Annotated in this window: 18 protein-coding genes and 1 other RNA gene; 13 read left to right on the forward strand and 6 right to left on the reverse strand. The window is 35.0% G+C overall.

Going from position 1 to position 19,756, the window contains the following annotated elements:
* Position 1 precedes the first annotated feature (1 nt).
* The 8 genes from pbp2x to JHK62_RS00435 all read left to right on the forward strand — a co-directional run bounded on the left by pbp2x (position 2) and on the right by JHK62_RS00435 (position 9,824).
* On the forward strand, positions 2 to 2,260 hold the full coding sequence (gene pbp2x / locus JHK62_RS00400; protein ID WP_199574715.1) for a penicillin-binding protein PBP2X: 2,259 nt from the start codon (positions 2 to 4) through the stop codon (positions 2,258 to 2,260).
* A 1-nt stretch (position 2,261) separates the two neighbouring features.
* Entirely contained in the window at positions 2,262 to 3,272 is a 1,011-nt protein-coding gene (mraY, locus tag JHK62_RS00405; RefSeq protein WP_199574716.1) for a phospho-N-acetylmuramoyl-pentapeptide-transferase, read from the forward strand.
* 64 nt (positions 3,273 to 3,336) lie between these two features.
* Positions 3,337 to 4,680 (forward strand): DEAD/DEAH box helicase, encoded by a 1,344-nt coding sequence (locus JHK62_RS00410; protein ID WP_199574717.1) that lies wholly within the window; start codon positions 3,337 to 3,339, stop codon positions 4,678 to 4,680.
* Between the two features lie 127 nt (positions 4,681 to 4,807).
* The gene (locus JHK62_RS00415; protein ID WP_199574718.1) at positions 4,808 to 5,032 is read left to right on the forward strand and encodes a DUF4059 family protein; all 225 of its coding nucleotides are present in this window, start codon (positions 4,808 to 4,810) and stop codon (positions 5,030 to 5,032) included.
* 54 nt (positions 5,033 to 5,086) lie between these two features.
* Entirely contained in the window at positions 5,087 to 6,001 is a 915-nt protein-coding gene (gene trxB, locus JHK62_RS00420) for a thioredoxin-disulfide reductase (RefSeq protein ID WP_199574719.1), read from the forward strand.
* 148 nt (positions 6,002 to 6,149) lie between these two features.
* A complete protein-coding gene (locus JHK62_RS00425) occupies positions 6,150 to 7,610 on the forward strand; it encodes a nicotinate phosphoribosyltransferase (RefSeq protein ID WP_199574720.1) in 1,461 nt (486 codons plus the stop codon).
* Positions 7,607 to 8,431 (forward strand): ammonia-dependent NAD(+) synthetase, encoded by an 825-nt coding sequence (gene nadE, locus JHK62_RS00430; protein WP_199574721.1) that lies wholly within the window; start codon positions 7,607 to 7,609, stop codon positions 8,429 to 8,431. Before JHK62_RS00425 ends, nadE begins: the two co-directional genes overlap by 4 nt.
* A gap of 226 nt (positions 8,432 to 8,657) precedes the next feature.
* The gene (locus JHK62_RS00435; protein WP_199574722.1) at positions 8,658 to 9,824 is read left to right on the forward strand and encodes a serine hydrolase; all 1,167 of its coding nucleotides are present in this window, start codon (positions 8,658 to 8,660) and stop codon (positions 9,822 to 9,824) included.
* 28 nt (positions 9,825 to 9,852) lie between these two features.
* Here JHK62_RS00435 and pbp1a read toward each other — a convergent pair whose 3' ends face one another.
* Together pbp1a and recU are read right to left on the reverse strand one after the other, a co-directional pair.
* On the reverse strand, positions 9,853 to 11,982 hold the full coding sequence (pbp1a, locus tag JHK62_RS00440) for a penicillin-binding protein PBP1A (protein ID WP_199575223.1): 2,130 nt from the start codon (positions 11,980 to 11,982) through the stop codon (positions 9,853 to 9,855).
* The gene (gene recU / locus JHK62_RS00445) at positions 11,969 to 12,568 is read right to left on the reverse strand and encodes a Holliday junction resolvase RecU (protein ID WP_199574723.1); all 600 of its coding nucleotides are present in this window, start codon (positions 12,566 to 12,568) and stop codon (positions 11,969 to 11,971) included. Before recU ends, pbp1a begins: the two co-directional genes overlap by 14 nt.
* Before the next feature lie 81 nt (positions 12,569 to 12,649).
* On the opposite strand from recU, the gene JHK62_RS00450 reads away from it, so the two are divergent.
* From JHK62_RS00450 to JHK62_RS00470, 5 genes are all read left to right on the forward strand, one after another.
* The gene (locus tag JHK62_RS00450) at positions 12,650 to 13,171 is read left to right on the forward strand and encodes an SLOG family protein (RefSeq protein WP_199575224.1); all 522 of its coding nucleotides are present in this window, start codon (positions 12,650 to 12,652) and stop codon (positions 13,169 to 13,171) included.
* 89 nt (positions 13,172 to 13,260) lie between these two features.
* Positions 13,261 to 13,578 carry a cell division regulator GpsB gene (gene gpsB / locus JHK62_RS00455; protein ID WP_199574724.1) on the forward strand — a complete coding sequence of 106 codons (318 nt, stop codon included), beginning with the start codon at positions 13,261 to 13,263 and terminating at the stop codon, positions 13,576 to 13,578.
* 41 nt (positions 13,579 to 13,619) lie between these two features.
* An RNA gene (rnpB, locus tag JHK62_RS00460) (RNase P RNA component class B) lies at positions 13,620 to 13,982 on the forward strand.
* 61 nt (positions 13,983 to 14,043) lie between these two features.
* Complete coding sequence (locus tag JHK62_RS00465; RefSeq protein ID WP_199574725.1) at positions 14,044 to 15,198, forward strand: THUMP domain-containing class I SAM-dependent RNA methyltransferase; 1,155 nt, start codon at positions 14,044 to 14,046, stop codon at positions 15,196 to 15,198.
* A gap of 5 nt (positions 15,199 to 15,203) precedes the next feature.
* Positions 15,204 to 16,574 carry a cell division site-positioning protein MapZ family protein gene (locus JHK62_RS00470; RefSeq protein ID WP_425507438.1) on the forward strand — a complete coding sequence of 457 codons (1,371 nt, stop codon included), beginning with the start codon at positions 15,204 to 15,206 and terminating at the stop codon, positions 16,572 to 16,574.
* Between the two features lie 65 nt (positions 16,575 to 16,639).
* Here JHK62_RS00470 and JHK62_RS00475 read toward each other — a convergent pair whose 3' ends face one another.
* The 4 genes from JHK62_RS00475 to JHK62_RS00490 are packed head-to-tail and all read right to left on the reverse strand — an operon-like array spanning position 16,640 to position 19,744.
* Positions 16,640 to 17,242, reverse strand: coding sequence for an alpha/beta hydrolase (locus JHK62_RS00475; RefSeq protein ID WP_199574726.1), 603 nt, complete (start codon positions 17,240 to 17,242; stop codon positions 16,640 to 16,642).
* A gap of 9 nt (positions 17,243 to 17,251) precedes the next feature.
* Positions 17,252 to 17,860 carry a flavin reductase family protein gene (locus tag JHK62_RS00480; protein WP_199574727.1) on the reverse strand — a complete coding sequence of 203 codons (609 nt, stop codon included), beginning with the start codon at positions 17,858 to 17,860 and terminating at the stop codon, positions 17,252 to 17,254.
* Positions 17,857 to 18,765 carry a VOC family protein gene (locus JHK62_RS00485; protein WP_199574728.1) on the reverse strand — a complete coding sequence of 303 codons (909 nt, stop codon included), beginning with the start codon at positions 18,763 to 18,765 and terminating at the stop codon, positions 17,857 to 17,859. The genes JHK62_RS00480 and JHK62_RS00485 overlap by 4 nt, the downstream gene beginning before the upstream one ends.
* A gap of 19 nt (positions 18,766 to 18,784) precedes the next feature.
* Entirely contained in the window at positions 18,785 to 19,744 is a 960-nt protein-coding gene (locus JHK62_RS00490) for a VOC family protein (RefSeq protein WP_199574729.1), read from the reverse strand.
* Between the last annotated feature and the right edge of the window lie 12 nt (positions 19,745 to 19,756).

The following is a 19,756-nucleotide window of genomic DNA, read 5'->3' on the forward strand; positions in this document are numbered from 1 at the left end:
CATGAAAAATTTGAAAAAAAGATTTTTACGGTATGTTACTAAAAACAGAAAGACACCTGCTGCTAACAGAGAACATGTTGGACAAAACATGATGATTCTAACCATTTTTATCTTTTTGGTCTTTATGATTAACTTTATTATCATCATTGGAACAGACAGTAAATTTGGAGTGGATCTATCAGAAAAAGCAAAAAGTGTTTATCAAACCACTCAAAAAGTTCAGGCTAAAAGAGGGTCAATTTTTGATAGAGTAGGTGAGGTAATCGCAGAAGACTCAACAACCTATTCTATTTACGCTGTTATTGATAAGAATTATGTCTCTGTCAATGATGAAAAGTTATATATTCAATCATCTCAATATGATAAGGTAGGAGATATTTTAAAAGAATATCTTGATATTGATAAAGATTATGTGATTGAACAACTAAAACGTGATGCTTCTCAGGTGTTATTTGGGCCTAAAGGAGATAATATTTCTTATGGCGTGATGACAGAGATTACTAAAGCTATGGAAGATGCCGGTATCCAAGGGATTGGTTTTACCACAAGTCCGGGAAGAATGTACCCCAATGGTGTCTTTGCTTCACAACTTATTGGTTATACAACTATAAAAGAAGATAAAAACGGAAGCAAAACCTTGACTGGCTCAGGTGGGCTGGAATATGCCTTAAATGATATTTTATCTGGAACAGACGGTGTTGTGACCTATCAAAAAGATAAAAACGGTAATACACTTTTAGGAACGGCAACAACTGTCAAAAAGGCATTAGATGGTAAAGACGTCTACACCACTTTATATGCGCCTCTTCAAACCTATCTAGAAGCGCATATGAACGTCTTCCAAGAAAAGGCAAATGGTGTTAATGCGAGTGCGACGGTTGTTAATGCTAAAACTGGCGAAATTCTGGCCACTACTCAAAGACCTACATATGATTCTGATACTAAAGAAGGATTTGGTGTTGAAGGATTTGAGTGGCAAAACTTACTCTATCAAACCAGTTATGAACCAGGATCAACTTTAAAAGTAATGACAGTTGCTTCTGCTATTGATAATAAAACTTTTAATCCAAATGCAACCATTGATAACAGTAATGGTATCACTGTAGCTGATACAACTATCCAAGACTGGGATATCAACGACGGCAGTTCTCAAGGGACAGTAAGAAATTTTGTTCAAGGATTTGCCCACTCTAGTAATGTTGCTATGACGCAACTAGAACTTAATATGGGGCATGATACCTGGTTAAATTATTTAGAAAAGTTCCGATTCGGTCTTAGAACACGTTTTGGTATGGGTTATGGGAATGTACAAGAAAACCCAGGAAAAGTTAACTCGGATAATGTTGTGACAACAGCGATGAGTTCATTTGGACAAGGGATAAATGTTTCTCAAATTCAAATGTTAAGAGCCTTTACCGCTATTTCCAACGATGGTGTGATGCTACAACCTAAATTTATCAGTCAAATCTATGATCCAAACACTGATTCATCTCGTGTTGGGAAAACCGAAGTTGTCGGGAATCCTGTTTCTGCTGAAGCAGCTTCTCAAACACGTGAGTATATGGTAACGGTTGGAACCGATCCTATTCACGGAACTCTTTATAGTCAAGAGTATGGACCAGTCATCCAAGTTGGTAATGAGTCAGTTGCAGTAAAATCAGGAACAGCACAAATTGCTAAAGAAAATGGAGCTGGTTATTTAGATGGTGAATTAAACAACCTTTTCTCTGTAGTTGCCATGGTCCCTTCTGATGACCCTGATTTTATTATGTATGTTACCTTACAACAGCCAGAGCATTGGTCATTTCTTTTCTGGCAAGATTTGGTTAACCCTGTTTTAGAAGAAGCGATGTCAATGAAACCTATTTTAATGGAACCAGTCGTTTCTGTTTCAAATAAAAAAATGGTTTATAAGCTTCCAAAAGTTATTGGTGAAGACCCAGGCAATATTTCTGATGAGTTACACCGCAACCTTGTTAGTCCTATTATTTTAGGATTGGGAGATAAAATTGAAAAAGCCTCTGTTAAAAAAGGAACAGAACTCAAAGAAAATCAACAAATTCTATTGTTGACTAATAGTATAGATACCTTACCAGATATGTATGGTTGGACCAAAAAGAATGTTGAACAATTTGCTAAATGGCTTGATATTGAAATCACTTTTAAAGGAAGTGAAGAAGGAACAGTTGTCAAACAAAGCAAAGATGTCGGAACCAGTTTGAAAAAACTCAAAAAATTAACAATTACACTAGGAGATTAGTATGATACTAAGTCTAGCAGCGGGAGTGCTCGCCTTTCTAGCAACAGCTTTATTAATACCACACTTTATTCGTTTTTATCAGTTGAAAAAAATTGAAGGCCAACAAATGCATGAAGATGTGAAACAGCATTTAGAAAAAGCAGGTACTCCAACTATGGGAGGTACAGTATTTTTAGCTGTCTCTTTCATCATTTCAACGCTTATGACCTTATTATTTTTTAGAGGTGATCGGATAGATACTAATGCTGTTCTAGGTATTTTATTAGTCATATTAATCTATGGCGCTATTGGTTTTTTTGATGACTTTTTAAAAATTTTCAAAAAAAGAAATGAAGGATTAACCGCTCGTCAAAAATTACTTCTCCAAATTTTAGGAGGCGTTATCTTCTATATTTTGTATATGCAAGGTAATGGCAATAATTCTTTAAATGTTTTGGGGATTTCTATTCCTCTAGGTATTTTTTATGTGGCTTTTGTCCTGTTTTGGTTGGTTGGTTTTTCAAATGCGGTTAATCTAACTGACGGTATCGACGGCTTGGCTTCTATTTCTGTTGTTATTAGCTTGTTAACCTACGCAGTTATTGCTTTTAAACAAGAACAATTTGGAATTTTAATGGTCATTCTAACCATGATAGGCTCTTTACTGGCTTTCTTTATTTTCAATAAAAAACCAGCTAAAGTTTTCATGGGAGATGTAGGGAGTTTGGCTCTTGGTGCTATGCTTGCTGCCATCTCAATCGCTCTGCACCAAGAATGGACACTCTTACTAATTGGTATTGTTTATGTTTTTGAGACTAGTTCAGTCATGCTTCAAGTCACCTATTTTAGATGGACTAAAAAAAGAACTGGTCAAGGGAAAAGAATTTTTCGCATGACACCTCTACACCATCATTTTGAACTTGGAGGCTTTACAGGTAAAGGAAACTCATGGTCAGAATGGCGTGTTGATATTGTGTTTTGGGGAATAGGTCTATTGGCAGGTCTTATTACCTTAGCGATTTTATATGTTTAAAACCAAACAGCAGTGTTCTGCTGTTTAATTTGTTATCGTATAGGTAATAAGAAGAAAGGGAAATATGTTATTCAAAGATTTTAAATTTAAAGATTATATTAATGAAGCCCTAACTGATTTAGGGTTTAAAGAGCCAACAGAAGTTCAAAAAAAGTTGATACCAATTGTTAAATCGGGGAAAGATTTGGTAGGTGAATCAAAAACAGGTTCAGGAAAAACACACACATTCTTACTACCTATATTTGAAAAAATTGATGAAGATGCTGACGCTGTTCAAGTAGTTATTACAGCACCAAGTAGAGAACTAGCAACGCAAATCTATAATGCTACGCGTCAAATTGCTCAGTTTTCTCAAAAACCGATTCGTGTGTCTAACTATGTAGGTGGCACAGATAAATTAAGGCAAATGGATAAGTTGCAAAACAATCAACCGCATATTGTTATTGGAACTCCAGGCCGTGTTTACGATTTGATTAAATCTGGTGGTTTGGATATTCATCTGGCTCATACTATGGTAATTGATGAAGCTGATATGACTTTAGATATGGGATTTTTAGAGACAGTAGACCGTATTGCTAGTCGTCTGCCTAAATCAGTTCAAATGTTAGTCTTTTCGGCAACAATACCTGAGAAATTAAAACCTTTCTTAAAAAAATATTTAACGCAACCAGTCATTGAAAAAATTAAAACGAGGACTATTATTGCTGATACCATTGATAATTGGTTGATTTCAACCAAAGGACGTGAGAAAAACAATCAATTGTTAACAATGGTTCAAGCTCTCCAACCCTACATGGCAATGATTTTTGTGAATACCAAAGAACGTGCGGATGAATTACATGCCTTTTTATCTGCTAATGGCTTAAAAGTTGCAAAAATTCATGGAGGGATTCCGCCTCGCGAGCGTAAACGCCTAATGGCACAAATCAAAAAATTGGATTTTGAGTATATTGTTGCCACAGATCTTGCAGCAAGAGGTATTGATATTGAAGGAGTTAGTCATGTGATTAATGATGCGATTCCTCAAGACTTATCCTTCTTTGTTCATCGTGTTGGACGGACAGGGCGAAATGGTCTAAAGGGAATTGCTATTACCTTATATCAACCGAGCGATGATTCTGACATTCGTGAGCTTGAAAAAATGGGAATTCGTTTTGTTCCTAAAGTGATTAAAAATGGTGCTTTCGAAGACACTTATGATCGTGATCGACGTCTTAATCGTGAAAAAAAACATGAAAAACTAGACATTGAAATGATTGGTCTTGTAAAAAAGAAAAAGAAAAAAATTAAACCTGGCTATAAAAAGAAAATCAAATGGGCCGTTGATGAAAAGCGTCGTAAAGAAAGACGAGTTGAGGCGCGTGCCAAGAATAGAAAAGCAAGAAAAGCAAAAAAACAAAGCTTTTAGTCAGGTCTATTTGATTAATTAAAATTAACTAGTTAAAGGATAAATAATCAAGGGCAGATTAATAGCAAAAGCTATAAATATCTGCTATAATTTGACTATTGTATGAGAATTGAATTTAGGTGGGAATATGCTAATAGAAGTATTTAGTCTGTATTTACAAGGCTTGGTAGCAGCAATCATAATTGTTTGTTTATTGTTGGGCGTTTGGATGCTTATTAGGGTTTTGAAACGAAAAGATAAGACAGCAATTGAACGACAAGCTGCTTTATATGATGCTTTTTTGATAGCTATTATTACTATTCCAATCTTATCATTTGCTTTTATGGCAGTGATTTTGATGCTTAAGGCTTAAACGTTCTCACATATAAATAATAAGAAAATGATAGAAAGAGATATAGGTAACAACATGTTTGATACAATTGTTATTGGCGCAGGACCTGCTGGAATCACTGCAGCACTTTATGCAGCTAGAAGTAATTTAAAGGTAGCAACCATTGAACAAGGGGCACCAGGCGGTCAGATGAATAATACTGCCGATATTGAAAATTATCCTGGATTTGAATTGATTTCAGGACCAGAATTATCAATGAAGATGTATGAACCACTTGATAAAATGGGAGTTGAAAATATCTATGGTATTGTGACTGATATTGAAGATAAGGGTGACTATAAAATTGTCAAAACAGAAGATAAATCCTATGAAACTAAGACAGTCATTATAGCAACTGGTGCTAAACACCGTTTATTAGGTGTTCCAGGAGAAGATACCTTTAGTAGTCGTGGTGTTTCTTACTGTGCTATTTGTGATGGGGCCTTCTTTAGAGATCAAGATCTTTTAGTTGTTGGTGGTGGTGATTCTGCTGTTGAAGAGTCTGTCTTTTTAGCCAGACTAGCTAAAAGTGTGACGATTGTTCATCGTCGTGATGAACTTCGTGCTCAAAAGGTGCTTCAAGACAGAGCTTTTGCAAATGATAAAATTAAATTTATCTGGGATACTGTTGTCAAAGAAATTAAAGGAAACGATGTTAAAGTCAAAAGTGTTGTTTTTGAAAATGTGAAGACAAAAGAAATCACGGAACAAGAATTTGGTGGCATCTTTATCTATGTTGGACTTAATCCAGTATCAAACATGGTTTCTAATCTAGGTATTACTGATGAAGCTGGTTGGATTATTACTGATGACAATATGAAGACAAGTATTCCTGGTATTTTTGCTGTTGGAGATGTGCGTCAAAAGACCTTCCGTCAAATAACGACTTCTGTTGCTGACGGTGCAGTGGCAGCACAAAATGTTTACCAATATGTAACAGAAAATAGTTGATTTTCTAAAAACAAATGAAACTATATTTTTCTGCTGACTGATAGTGTTATTTATCACTAAAAAATCTAATAAGGAATAAAAACACGGAGTTGCCGTGTTTTTTTATTCTTATGTTATAATAGTAACAAGATAAAAGAGGAGAAAATAGATGTATTCAGATGATAGTTTAACCTTACATACCGATTTGTATCAGATTAATATGATGCAAGTATACTTTGAGAGAGGGATTCAAGATAAAAAAGCCATTTTTGAACTGTTTTTTAGAAAACAACCCTTTAATAATGGTTATGCCATTTTTGCCGGACTTGAGCGAATTGTCAATTACCTAAAAAATCTCAATTTTTCAGAGAGTGATTTGGCTTATTTAAAAGAATTGGGCTATTCTCAAGACTTTTTGGATTACCTTGCTGATTTTGAATTACAATTAACTGTTAGATCTGCAAAAGAAGGTGATTTGGTGTTTGCTAATGAGCCTATTGTACAAATAGAAGGTCCTCTTGCACAGTGTCAACTCGTTGAGACAGCTCTTTTAAATATTGTTAATTTTCAAACACTCATTGCTACTAAAGCTGCACGCATTAAATCAGTGATTGAAGATGAACCACTCCTTGAATTCGGTAGTCGTCGTGCTCAAGAAATGGATGCTGCTATTTGGGGAACCAGAGCAGCGGTTATTGGAGGGGCAGATGCAACAAGTAATGTTCGAGCAGGTAAAATTTTTAATATTCCTGTATCAGGAACTCATGCCCATTCACTTGTTCAAGCTTATGGCAATGACTATGATGCTTTCATGGCTTATGCTAAAACACATAAGGATTGTGTCTTTTTAGTTGATACTTATGATACGCTTCGTTTAGGAGTTCCTTCAGCTATCAGAGTTGCTAAAGAACTTGGTTCTAAAATTAACTTTAAAGGAGTTCGTATCGATTCAGGCGATATGGCCTATCTTTCTAAAAAAGTCAGACAGCAATTAGATGAAGCAGGCTTCCCTGATGCTAAAATTTATGCCTCCAACGATTTGGATGAAAATACTATTTTGAACTTAAAAATGCAAAAAGCTAAAATTGATGTCTGGGGTGTGGGGACAAAACTAATTACTGCTTATGATCAACCGGCTTTAGGGGCTGTTTATAAAATTGTTGCTATTGAAGATGATAATGGTCAATTGCAAGATACTATTAAGCTATCAAATAATGCTGAAAAAGTATCAACCCCAGGGAAAAAACAAGTTTGGCGTATTACAAGTAGAGCTAAAGGAAAATCAGAAGGGGACTATATTACTTTTGCTGAAACAGAAGTAAATCATTTAGATAAAATTGAAATGTTCCATCCCGTTTATACTTATATTAGAAAAACGGTTGAAGATTTTGAAGCAGTGCCATTATTGGTTGATATCTTCAAGGAAGGACAACTGGTTTATGATTTACCAAGTTTAGCAGACATTAAAAACTATGCTAGAAAAGAATTCGAGCAACTCTGGGATGAGTATAAACGTGTGCTCAATCCTCAAGATTATCCAGTTGATTTAGCACTTGATGTGTGGCAAAACAAAATGGATTTAATCGATCGCGTGAGAAAAGAAGCCTTTTCCAAAGGAGAGGATAAATGATGCTACAAGAAGAGATTATTAAAAAACTTGGTGTTAAACCACAAATAGATCCTCAAGTCGAAATAAGAACATCAATTGATTTTTTAAAAGATTATCTAAAAAAGCATTCTTTTTTAAAAACCTATGTTTTAGGCATTTCTGGCGGTCAAGATTCAACGCTAGCAGGGCGTTTAGCCCAAATGGCAATGGAAGAATTAAGACAAGAAACAGGTGATTCAAGCTATCAATTTATCGCGGTCAGATTACCCTATGCGACTCAAATTGATGAAGCAGATGCTCAAATGGCACTTGAATTTATCAAGCCCGATAAACTCATCACAGTTAACATAAAAGAAGCAGTGGATGCTCAAGTTAGTGTTTTAAAAGAAGCAGGTATTGGTATTTCTGATTTTAATAAAGGGAATATTAAAGCCCGTCAGCGAATGATCACACAGTACGCTATTGCTGGGGAAACCTCAGGAGTTGTTATTGGGACAGATCATGCTGCAGAAAATATCACTGGCTTTTTCACTAAGTTTGGGGATGGTGGTTCAGATATTTTACCACTTTTTCGTCTTAATAAAAGGCAAGGCAGAAGTCTTCTAAAAGCCCTAGGAGCAAATCCCGCCTTATACGAAAAGGTGCCAACTGCTGATTTAGAAGATAATAAACCAGGACTCTCAGATGAAGTGGCTTTAGGTGTTACCTATGATAATATTGATGATTACCTTGAAGGTAAAACGATTAATCAAGAGGCTCAAAATAAAATTGAAGCTTGGTGGCAAAAAACACAACACAAGAGACATTTGCCAATCACTATTTTTGATGATTTCTGGAAATAACAGAATAAAAGGGATTAGAACAGTTGTTCTAATTCTTTTTTTGTGACTTATAAATTTGAAAGCAGTACTGGTCACTACTAATAAGTTATTCATTTGGTTTTGTTTGCTAACTAAATACAAATCCTTATTTTAATTCAGTCATTTATAACTAGTTATTATCTTTTCTATTTAATGCTTATTTGTTATAATATACTTTGAAGTTTTATTTATTAAGGGGTTCATACAAGTGAAGAAATTTTTTCAACTCATTACACTTTTAACGCTTTTATTTTCAACAACAGTCTCTATTTTTGCAGATGAGACGACAGAAGATCTGGTAACACTTACAAGACAAGCTGGCTATGAGGTCGATGAGATCAATAAGCCGAAAGCCTCGATTACAATGGATGCTGATACTGGTGAGATTTTATGGGCAGAAAATGCTGATGTTCAAAGAGATCCAGCTAGTATGTCCAAGATGATGACTCTTTATTTATTATTTGAAGAACTAGAAAAAGGTAACTTGACCCTTGATTCTACCATCGTTGCTACAGAAACTGATCAAGCTATTAGTCAGATTTATGAAATCAGCAACAATAATATTGTTGCTGGTGTTGCCTATCCAATTAGGGATTTGATTACCATGACCGTTGTCCCTTCATCAAATGTTGCAACAGTAATGATTGCTAATTATCTCTCGCAAAATAATGCTTCTGATTTTATAGACAAAATGAATGCTAAAGCGAAAGAATTGGGAATGACAAACACTCAATTTAATAATGCTAGTGGTGCTGTAGCATCTTCTTTCAATGGTTACTATAGTCCTGAGAGATATGATAATAACGCAACCAACCTAACGACTGTAAGAGATTTTGCAACGTTAGCTTATCATTTTCTGAAAAAGTTTCCTGAGATTGTAAACTATACTAATCAAACGACTGTAACGGTTATGGCTGGCACACCTTACGAAGATCAATTTACTTCTTATAATCATTCCTTACCTGGTGGTGCTTATCCTTTTGAAGGCGTTGATGGTCTTAAAACAGGCTCAAGTCCTTCTGCAGGGTTTAATGCGATGACTACTGCCAAACAAGGCGACAAACGTCTAATTGTTGTTGTTATGGGGGTTGGAGATTGGTCAGATCAAAACGGTGAGTTTTATCGTCACCCCTTTATAAACACCCTGTTTCAAATGGGGTTTATTGAGGCACAAAAAAGACAAGAAATGGCCGCACAAACAACAGAAGAAGTTACTGAAGACATTCAAGTAGATCAAGCTAATACATCCTACGAACAATCATTTATGACACGTCTCTTACCAGTGTTTCTAATTGTAGGAACGGCGATTGTGTCATTAATAGCATTATTGGTTTTTCTTTTACTAAAAAAAAGAAACAAAAGAAGAATTAGATAATAAAAAAAGTCATTTTAAATGACTTTTTTTATTGTGTATTTGTGACTGTTTCTTCACTGACAATGGTTGTTTCTTCAGTTGTAGTCTCTTGTGTCGTTGTTTCTTGCGTCGTTTCTTCGGTTGTAGTCTCTTGCGTCGTTGTTTCTTCGGTTGTTGTAAAAGTGTTAGTATTAAAACTTCCTCTTAGGTATAGAAAATCACCACTACGATAGAGACCTGTCGGTATTTGCCAATCTTCATTACCATCTTGAGTGAGATAAATCATCATTTGACGATAAACTCTAGCAGCAATATTTAAACCATCCCCATAAACTGGCGTTAAACGATCCTTATAACCTGTCCAAACAGCCATAGCATATTGAGGTGTATAGCCAACAAAGTTTTCATCAGGAGCCATTGTACCTACTGAGTATGGGTTGATTCCCAGTCTTTCTTCAATAACAGACAATTCTTGATCTGTATAGTTTGATGTTCCTGTTTTACCAGCTTGGTAAATACCTGAAATAGCAGCTTCAGTTCCTGTCCCATAGGTCATAACTTTTTTCATCATATCGGTCATCATGTAAGCAGTGGTTTCTTCCATTGCTTTGCTACCACTATCTTCATAAGTTTTTACAGTACCATCGTTAAATTCAATTTTATTAATGTATTGTGGTTTGTAATAAATGCCGCCATTCGAGAAGGCTGCATAGGCTGCGGCCATTTTCTCACTGCTGGCTCCGTATTTAGCTTCCCCACTACTGGTATTACTAGAAATAGCATTAGAATAAAGCATTTGAGGGTAGTTAATGTTAAGTTTTTCTAAAAAGTCTTGAGCTTTTTTCAAACCAGTTGCTTCTAATGTTTTAACGGCTGGAATATTACGTGATTGAACAATGGCAGTTTGCATTGTCATCCAGCCATAATACTGTCTATCCCAGTTATATAAGGGATCAGAAGTTCCAGGCCAATAATAAGGAGAGTCATTAAGCGATTGCGCTGTTGAAGTATAGACTCTATTGTCGAGAGCTGGGGCATAAGCAGAGATAGGTTTCATGGTTGAACCCCAGTCTCTATCTGTTAAAACAGCTTGATTTGTCCCAAAGGAGACATTAGGATCTTGATTACGTGCCCCTAATTGAGCGATAACTTTACCATTGGTGACATCTATGACTGTCGATGCTACTTGAAAATCTGCATCCGGATAATTAATGTAGGTATCTGAATTATAAATATCCCAGAGATAACGTTGGGCATCTATATCGACATTAGTATAGACTTTTAGACCTGCTGAAAAAATATCTTGATCAGTTTCTTTTTCAACTTCTGAAATAACTTCTTTTAAGTAATTATCTAGGTATTTAGGATAACTATTATTTTCTTTTAACTCTTGTAACCCATCAGTAACAGGTGTTGCAAGAGCTTCTTCATATTCTTCTTTGGTAATATGTTTTAATTCATACATCTGTCCTAAAACAATATCTCTTCTTGCTTGAGCGGCTTCAGGATTGCCGTAAGGATCATATTGACTAGGAGCTTGAGGAATTCCTGCTAAGAGAGCTAATTGTGCAACACTTAATTCCGTTAAATCTTTGCCAAAATAAGATTTAGCAGCAGTTAACATACCATAGTTACCATTTCCCATATAAACTTTATTGATGTAAAAGGTTAGGATTTCTTCCTTGGTATATTGTCTTTCCATTTGAAGCGCAAGCCAAGCTTCCTGAGCCTTTCTTTTTAAGGTCTGATCAGCTTCACTAGTTGAAAAATAAGCTAATTTAATCAACTGTTGATCAAGCGTTGAACCTCCTTGAGTTGTTGAACTCGTTAGATTATGGAGGGCAGATCCGACAATACGATAAACATCAATTCCTCTATGATTAAAGAAACGATGGTCCTCAATAGCAGTAATAGCATTCACAAGACCAATAGGAATATTATCAGAAGAAACAGTTTCTCTTTTTTCTGACCCTAAGTCAGCAATAAGATTGTCATTTTTGTCAAAAACTAGACTAGAACTTGTTGCATTGAGCTTTTCTTCTGATAGCGTTGGCGCACTACTAACATAGTATGCAAATAATAAACCACCAGCAATAATAGCTAAAATAATCAGACTAACACCGATACTGATAGCGTACTTTAAAAATTTAATAACTTTTTTCTTATTAATGGGAATCACCACCTAAAATAAAATGTTCAATAATATCCAAATAAGGAATTTGAGGGAAAGCTTTTGTTTCAATCTTAAAACCATTTTTTTTGATATAATCAAGAGGCATAGATTTACTACCATTATCAATCTGATAAAAATCAATAAGGTAGGCTGCCGGTAGGTAATAAGTTTCCTTAAGGGATGAGAAATGAAGAAGGACAAAACAAATACCATCTTGTTCAATCACATCTTTCATATGTAATATCTGATGCTTGTGAAAATTCTTCATAGGCATGGCAGTTTTCTGCCGAGTTTCTTTGGCTTCAAAATCAATATAATGTCCCTTGTAGACACCAGAGTAGTCAGTCGTTGAGGCTTGTCTGAAATAAGCTTCAACAATTTTAGCTCTACTTCTTTTAGGATAATCCACCTTTACAATCTGAACTGGTGTTGGTTTTTTATGTACCACAGCCAGATGATGTGCTAGGTAGTAATTGTTCGTGCTGTTAATTGCTGCTTCAAAAGACATCCCTCTGTTGGCAAAATCAACAGTTTTAATGGTCTGTTTTTTTGCGGTTGCCTTACGAATAAGCTTATGAGGATAGTTAACCATAAAACTCCTATGCCTAGATATACTTATATGATAACATAAAGTACTAATATTATAACATATTTTTAAATAAGGAGACAAATGATGACTGTGATTCTTGTGACCGGCTATGGCTCGGCAGAATTAGGGGTTTTTAAAGATAATGATATTCGAATAAATATCATCAAAAAAGTCATTAAAAAAGACTTTATTGATTTTTTAGAAGAAGGTGCCGATTGGTTTGTATTTACTGGACGTTTGGGTTTTGAATATTGGGCTTTAGAGGTGGCTAAGGAGTTACAAAAAGAATACGATATTAAGTTGGCAACACTTTTTCCATTTGAAAATCATGGTAGCAAGTGGAATACTTCTAACCAAGAAAAATTAAAAAAGTTTAAGTCAGTTGATTTTATAAAGTATAGTTTTCCTTATTATGAGAATCCTCAACAATTGACTTACTTTAATCGGTATTTGATTGATCACACTTCCTCAGCCTACCTTTTTTATGATGAAGAGAAAAAAACAAACATAGATTATCTTTACCAAATGATGATAGCAGAAAAAGACTATATCATCCGCCAATTAAGCTTTGAAAGACTTAACAATATTGTCGAAGACTTAAAGTAAATGCTTGATTTTTTATCATTATTTAGGTATTATTGAAGTGACAGAGAATTTATTAATTCTTATAAATATAGAAATGTTTGGAGAAAGATATGGCAGGTATAAAGTTAAGTCCTAAAGATATATTTGAACAAGAATTCAAAACAAGTATGCGTGGGTATGATAAGGATGAAGTCAATGAATTCTTAGATGACATTATTAAAGATTATGAAAATTTCATGGCTCAAATTCAAGCCTTACATAAAGAAAATGAAAAATTGAGAGAACAAGTAACTCAAAACAAAATTGCTGAGGCATCTTCAGCTCATTCTGAGTTATCTCGAGTGTCAACTTCTGCCACTAATTTTGATATTTTAAAACGAATTAGTCGCCTAGAAAAAGAAGTTTTCGGAAAACAAATTATCGAATAATTTGGACATTAAAATGTACAAATACTGTACAATTCTTTGCAATTTTTGGATAATCGCATGATTTTATATCATGAGGAAAGTCCATGCTAGCACCGGCTGTGATGCCGGTAGTGTTTGTGCTAGGTGAAACAATAAGCCTAGGGATGTAGTGATGCATTACGGCGACCCAAATAGCTAAGTCTAAGATATGCTAGAGTAGGTCTGAAAGTGCCACAGTGACGTAGTTTTTGTGGAAACGCAAAAAATGGAACGCGGTAAACCCCTCAAGCTAGCAACCCAAACTTTGGTCGGGGCACGAGATAGATGGAAACAGAACGTACTATCTTGACTGTTTAACAGTAGACAGATGATTATCGAAAAAGACAAGACCTAGTTGTCTTTGGAACAAAACATGGCTTATAGAAAATTGCATAATAGGTTAGACTAGCTTATGCTAGTCTTTTATTTAATATTAAAAGAGGAACTATGAAAAAACAATTTGAATTAATTGCAACTTGTGCAGCTGGAATAGAAGCAGTTGTCGGAAAAGAAATTAGAAATCTAGGCATTGATTGCCAAGTTGAAAATGGTCGAGTGCGCTTTAATGGAAACATTAAAACCATTATTGAAACAAATCTTTGGTTAAGAGCGGCAGATCGTATCAAAATTATTGTAGGTGAATTCCCTGCCAAAACCTTTGAAGAACTTTTTCAAGGGGTTTATGCTTTAGATTGGGAAAATTATTTACCTTTGGGGGCACGCTTTCCTATTTCCAAGGCTAAGGCTGTTAAATCAAAGTTACATAATGAACCGAGTATTCAAGCCATTTCAAAAAAAGCTGTTGTTAAAAAACTACAGAAACATTTTCACAGACCAGAGAATATCCCTTTGATGGAGACGGGTGCAGAATTTAAAATTGAAGTGTCTCTTTTAAAAGATAAAGCGACAATTATGATAGATACAACGGGTTCCAGTCTTTTTAAAAGGGGCTACCGTGTTGATAAGGGTGGTGCCCCTATTAAAGAAAATATGGCAGCAGCGATTATTATGCTTAGTAATTGGTACCCAGATAAACCTTTTATAGATCCGACATGTGGCTCTGGGACATTTTGTATTGAAGCTGCCATGATTGGAATGAATATTGCACCAGGTTTTAATCGCGATTTTGCTTTTGAGTCTTGGGATTGGGTTGATAAAGATTTAATCCAATCGGTGCGTGATGAAGCTGATTTAAAGGCAAATTATGAGATAGAACTTGATATTTCAGGTTTTGACATTGATCATCGTATGATTGACATCGCTAAGCAAAATGTGATTGAGGCTGGTTTTGCAGATGTCATTAAATTGAAACAAATGCGTCTCCAAGACCTATATACCAATAAATTAAACGGTGTTATCATCTCAAATCCACCTTATGGAGAGAGATTGATGGATGACGAATTAGTGACAAAATTGTATAATGATATGGGGAAAACGTTTCATCCATTGAAAACATGGAGTAAATTTATCCTCACTAGTGATGAAAATTTTGAAAAAAAATATGGCAGTCAAGCAGATAAAAAACGTAAACTATATAATGGTACCCTAAAAGTTGATTTATACCAATTTTTTGGAGAGCGTGTTAAGCGGGCTGTAAAATAGAAGAGGTGATTTTTTTGTCGAATAAAAATGATGATATCAAAGATGATAAGAATTTAGAATTTGATGATGCCAAAAATATGACAGTGGAAGAAGCGCTCCGCAAGGATTCAGAAATTAAAGCTGGCATAGATGAAAATGATAATATTTTAGATAAATATATCAAACAACACCGTGAAGAAGTTGGAAAACATAAATTTGAAAGTAAAATTCAAGCGTCTCAAGAAGATCCAAAAGAAATTGATGATTTTATTCAAGAAAAAAGAGAAGAGGTTAATCAAATAAAAGAGAGTGAAACCTCTCAAGAAAAACTTACTTTTGACCATTTAGAAGCGCAAGAATTACCAGAAAACCAAGACTCAACAGACGATATTATTCTTGGTGAGACAAAGGAATCTTCTAGTAAGAAAGGACTTATCATTGGTAGTCTCATCGCTTTATTGATAGCTGTTTTTGCTTTTGGCTATGTTTTAAACAATTTAAACAGCCCAACAACTAATGAAAAAGAGGCAACTGTCACTAAAGAAAAAGATACAAAGGCTAATGATGAAGATATTAAAGCCTTTGAAGACATGTATACAAGTTATTTTGTTGACAAGGAGTTGACAAAGCCTAAAAATAGTGAGTTTGAACGTTTATCTGAATTAGAAGTTGCTTTAAATAAACTAAAAGGAACACCAGCTTATACTGAAGCAAAAGAAAAATATGATTCTTTGAAAAAAGCCATTGATGCCATTAAAGTCGTTAATGAGCAATTCACTGAACCTGTTATCGTAGATGGTGAAAAGGTTTCAGGCACTATTAAAGAGTCTGCTAATTTTGATGCTTTATCTGCTACTATGTTAAATACTGGAAAAGCAACTCTTGATAATTTATTGCAAAGTGCTGTTTCTGAAGGTCGTCAACAACTAACGGATAAAGTAGAAAAAGAAAAAGTGGCATCCTCAAGTCAAGAGGCTCCTGCTTTGCAACCTTCAAACAATGAAGAAAATAGCGCCCCGACAGCTCCAGCTGCACCTGCTACAAATAATGCTACAGTTATTAATAATGCGGGCTCAATGTATGGTATTACTAATTATGACCCAGCTAGTTTGCAACGTCATTTGAGTAGAGTACCTTATAATAATGATATTATTGCCGATGTTAATAATCCTGGTTGGGTCTTTAATGAAGGTATTTTAGAAAGAATTGTTGCAGTAGCACAAGAAAGAGGTCATATCTCGGGTAACAATTATATTTTAGAACGTGTTAATATTATTAATGGTAATGGTTACTACAATATGTTTAAACCAGACGGTACTTACCTATTCTCAATTAATGCTAAAACGGGTTACTTTGTAGGTAATGCGCCAGGTAGAGCAGATGATCTTGATTATTAAATAAGGAAAAACACTTCAACAACGTTGAAGTGTTTTCTATATGAGTAAACAATTTTAAAATGTTTTTAATGTTGTCTGTCTAGCCAATCTTTGGCTTTTTTTAATGACTCTAGATTAATTTCATGGCTATTGACCCAGAAAGTATCGACATTAGCACCACGCTTTTCAAACTGTTCCACCACATTACGACTATCTTCTAAGGAACAGATAGGATCTTCTTCTCCCATAGAAATGAAGACATGTGTCTTGTCTTTTAACTGTGTTAAATGATCAGTATCTACAGGATACATTGGCGCAAATAAGATACCCTTATGAAATGGTGTGTGATCAGCCAATAAAAGATTAATAGCCATATTAGAACCATTTGAAAAACCAACTAAAACAACATCTTTTAAATCAAATTGATAGTTTTCTGCCATTTCTTCAATGAATTTTCGAATGACACCACCACGATAATTAAGGTCATCAACATCATAGAGACCTTCTTCTAAACGTTTAAAGAATCTTAGTGCACCATACTCATTAACCTCACCACGTAAACTCAAAACAGAAGCTTCGGGATTAAGAAATTCTGCGATAGATAATAAGCTGCGTTCATCGCCACCAGTGCCGTGTAATAAAACGAGTACTGGTGCGTTTTTTAACCCTTTTTTAAAAATATGTTCCATTGATTTCTCCTAAGGTCTTTTTAAGTCAGTAAACTTACCAAGTTCAGCATAGGTTATTCCAGCTAAACGACTCATCGGTTGTAAGTTTTCAGGAATGATATAAGTATTTTGATAAACCTTTTCATCCAAATGATAATGAAGCACTTTTAATAAGATTAAATCAGAAATCACTTCATTATCTTCATTTTTAATTTCAATATGATCATAAAGAGTTGTTTCAAATCTTGTTTTAGCTTCATTGACCCCTGGTGTTTTAATAGCTGTTGAAGGAGCAAGCGTCATACCTGTAGCTTCTAATTCACTTTCTTCATAAGGAAGTTGGATAGCTGCTTGATTGACCATTGATAGATTATCAAGGCTGACACTATGAATGACAGCTTCTTTTTGCTCAACAATGTTTCTTGCAGTATCCTTCATTTGTCCATTAACGCGTTGAATACTGACTGATAAAATAGCTGGTCGATGAGAAACTATATTATAAAAACTAAAAGGTGCTAGGTTAATATTACCTTTTTTTGATAGGGTTGATATAAAGGCAATTGGTCTTGGGATAACACTGCCAATCAAAATCTTATATTGTTCTTTGTCTGTTAATGCTTCTTTGGCAATAGAAATCATTCCATCTCGTCCTTAAATTCTAGAGGTTTTAAATTTGCTGTAATTTCTTCACGGCGTTTTTCATACATATGAGGAAGTTGTAATTCTCTTCCCAAAAATTCAAATTCTTCATCAACAGTCATTCCAGGACCATCAGTGGCAAATTCAAAGATAACTTTACCTGTTTCACGAAGGTAAATTGATTTAAAGTATTTACGATCTCTAACAGAAGTGACATGATAATCTTTTTGAATGAGGAAGTCGCGCCAAGCTAATTCAGTATCATCATCTGGCAATGACCAAGCAATATGATGAACTGTTCCTGGTCCCCAAACGCCACGTTCATGAGAAATATTTTCGATAACTAAATCATGTTTTTCCATACCAACGGTTTGTAAGCGATAGGCCTTTTCATTTTCTGTTAAATCCTCTAAGCCCATGAAATCTTTGAGGAAATCACGACTACCAATTGGATCATTTGAAAGAAGCATAGCACCATGGAAACCGATAATATCAGGTTTATCATTTGCTTCACCAGATTCAACCATTGCTAAATCTAAACCGTGGATATCTTGGAAGTATAGAGCATTGTATTCAAACCAAGGTTTTTCTTCGACAACAACATTATTGTTAGTAAGACGTTTTTTCCAAAAATCAAGTGAGCCTTTAGGGATTCTAAAAGCAATACGTCCTACTTGACCACTTCCTTTTTTACCAGGTTCAGCATTTTCCCATGGAAAGAAAGTGATCAGTGTGCCTAAGTCATAATTTTGATTTGAAAAATAGAGGTGATAAACGCTAGGATCATCAAAATTGACAGTTTGTTTGACTAATTTTAATTTTAAGAGGTTACGGTAAAAATCTAAATTTTCTTGTGCGCTTCCTACGATAGCAGAAATATGGTGAATACGTTTAATAGCTTCCATGCTAATAATCTCCTTTTTTTTAATGACGTTTTGTGTTGAATGGGCGAATAGTGTTTTCAATCATTTCTCTTTGTGATTCTAAAAATGGTGGTAATGAAAGCATTTCTCCTAATGTTTCATAAGGTTCATCTGTGGCAAATCCAGGACCGTCTGTTGAGATTTCAATAAGAATATGTCCAACTCTTGCATAGAGTGCTTCAAAATAGAAGCGATCGACAAGTCCTGAGTTCATAATGTTAAGGGTTTCATATTTTTTAGCCCAGTGGCGAATTGCCTCACCATCTTTAACACGGAATGAAACGTGGTGAACTTCTCCGTAACCTTGAATTTCTTGATTACTTTCAGTATCTTTTCTAAGAATGACTTGACCACCATGGCCACCTTCACCAACTTCTAAAAGGGTATAATTTTCACCTTCCTCAGCAATCCTCATCTCATAGACTTGCATGAGAAAATCTTTAAAGTCATCATAATAGCTAACAGTGATTTCAATTGGACCCAAGCCATAAATAGCTTTATCTGTCGGAACTGGCCCTTCTTTCCAAGGCTGTCCACCAGCAACACCTTTGTTATGTTCATCAGAAACCAATTGATAACGTTGGCCGTCTTCTTCTTCAAATGGAAGAGCCTTATGTCCTAATAAATCAATAATACCATCGTTTTTAACACCGAATTCTTTAAAGCGTTCTAGGTAGTATTCTAAGGCAGCATCATTTGGGACACGAAAACCAACTCTTGTAATCGAATTTGTTCCTCTAATCCCTTTTGGATTGTCAGGGAAGTCAAAGAAAGTCATATCAGTACCAGCTGATCCTAAATCATCAGCAAAGAAAGTGTGATAAGTTTGAATGTCATCTTGGTTAACTGTTTTTTTAACCAATCGCATCCCTAAAATTTCTGTAAAGAATTTATAATTACGTTCCACATCATCAGTCATTGCGGTCACATGGTGAATTCCAATTAAGTTTGTATCTGTCATAGTTGTCCTCTT

Origin of the sequence: Streptococcus pacificus (genome assembly GCF_016481305.1) — a bacterium.
GTDB classification, from domain to species: Bacteria; Bacillota; Bacilli; order Lactobacillales; family Streptococcaceae; genus Streptococcus; species Streptococcus pacificus.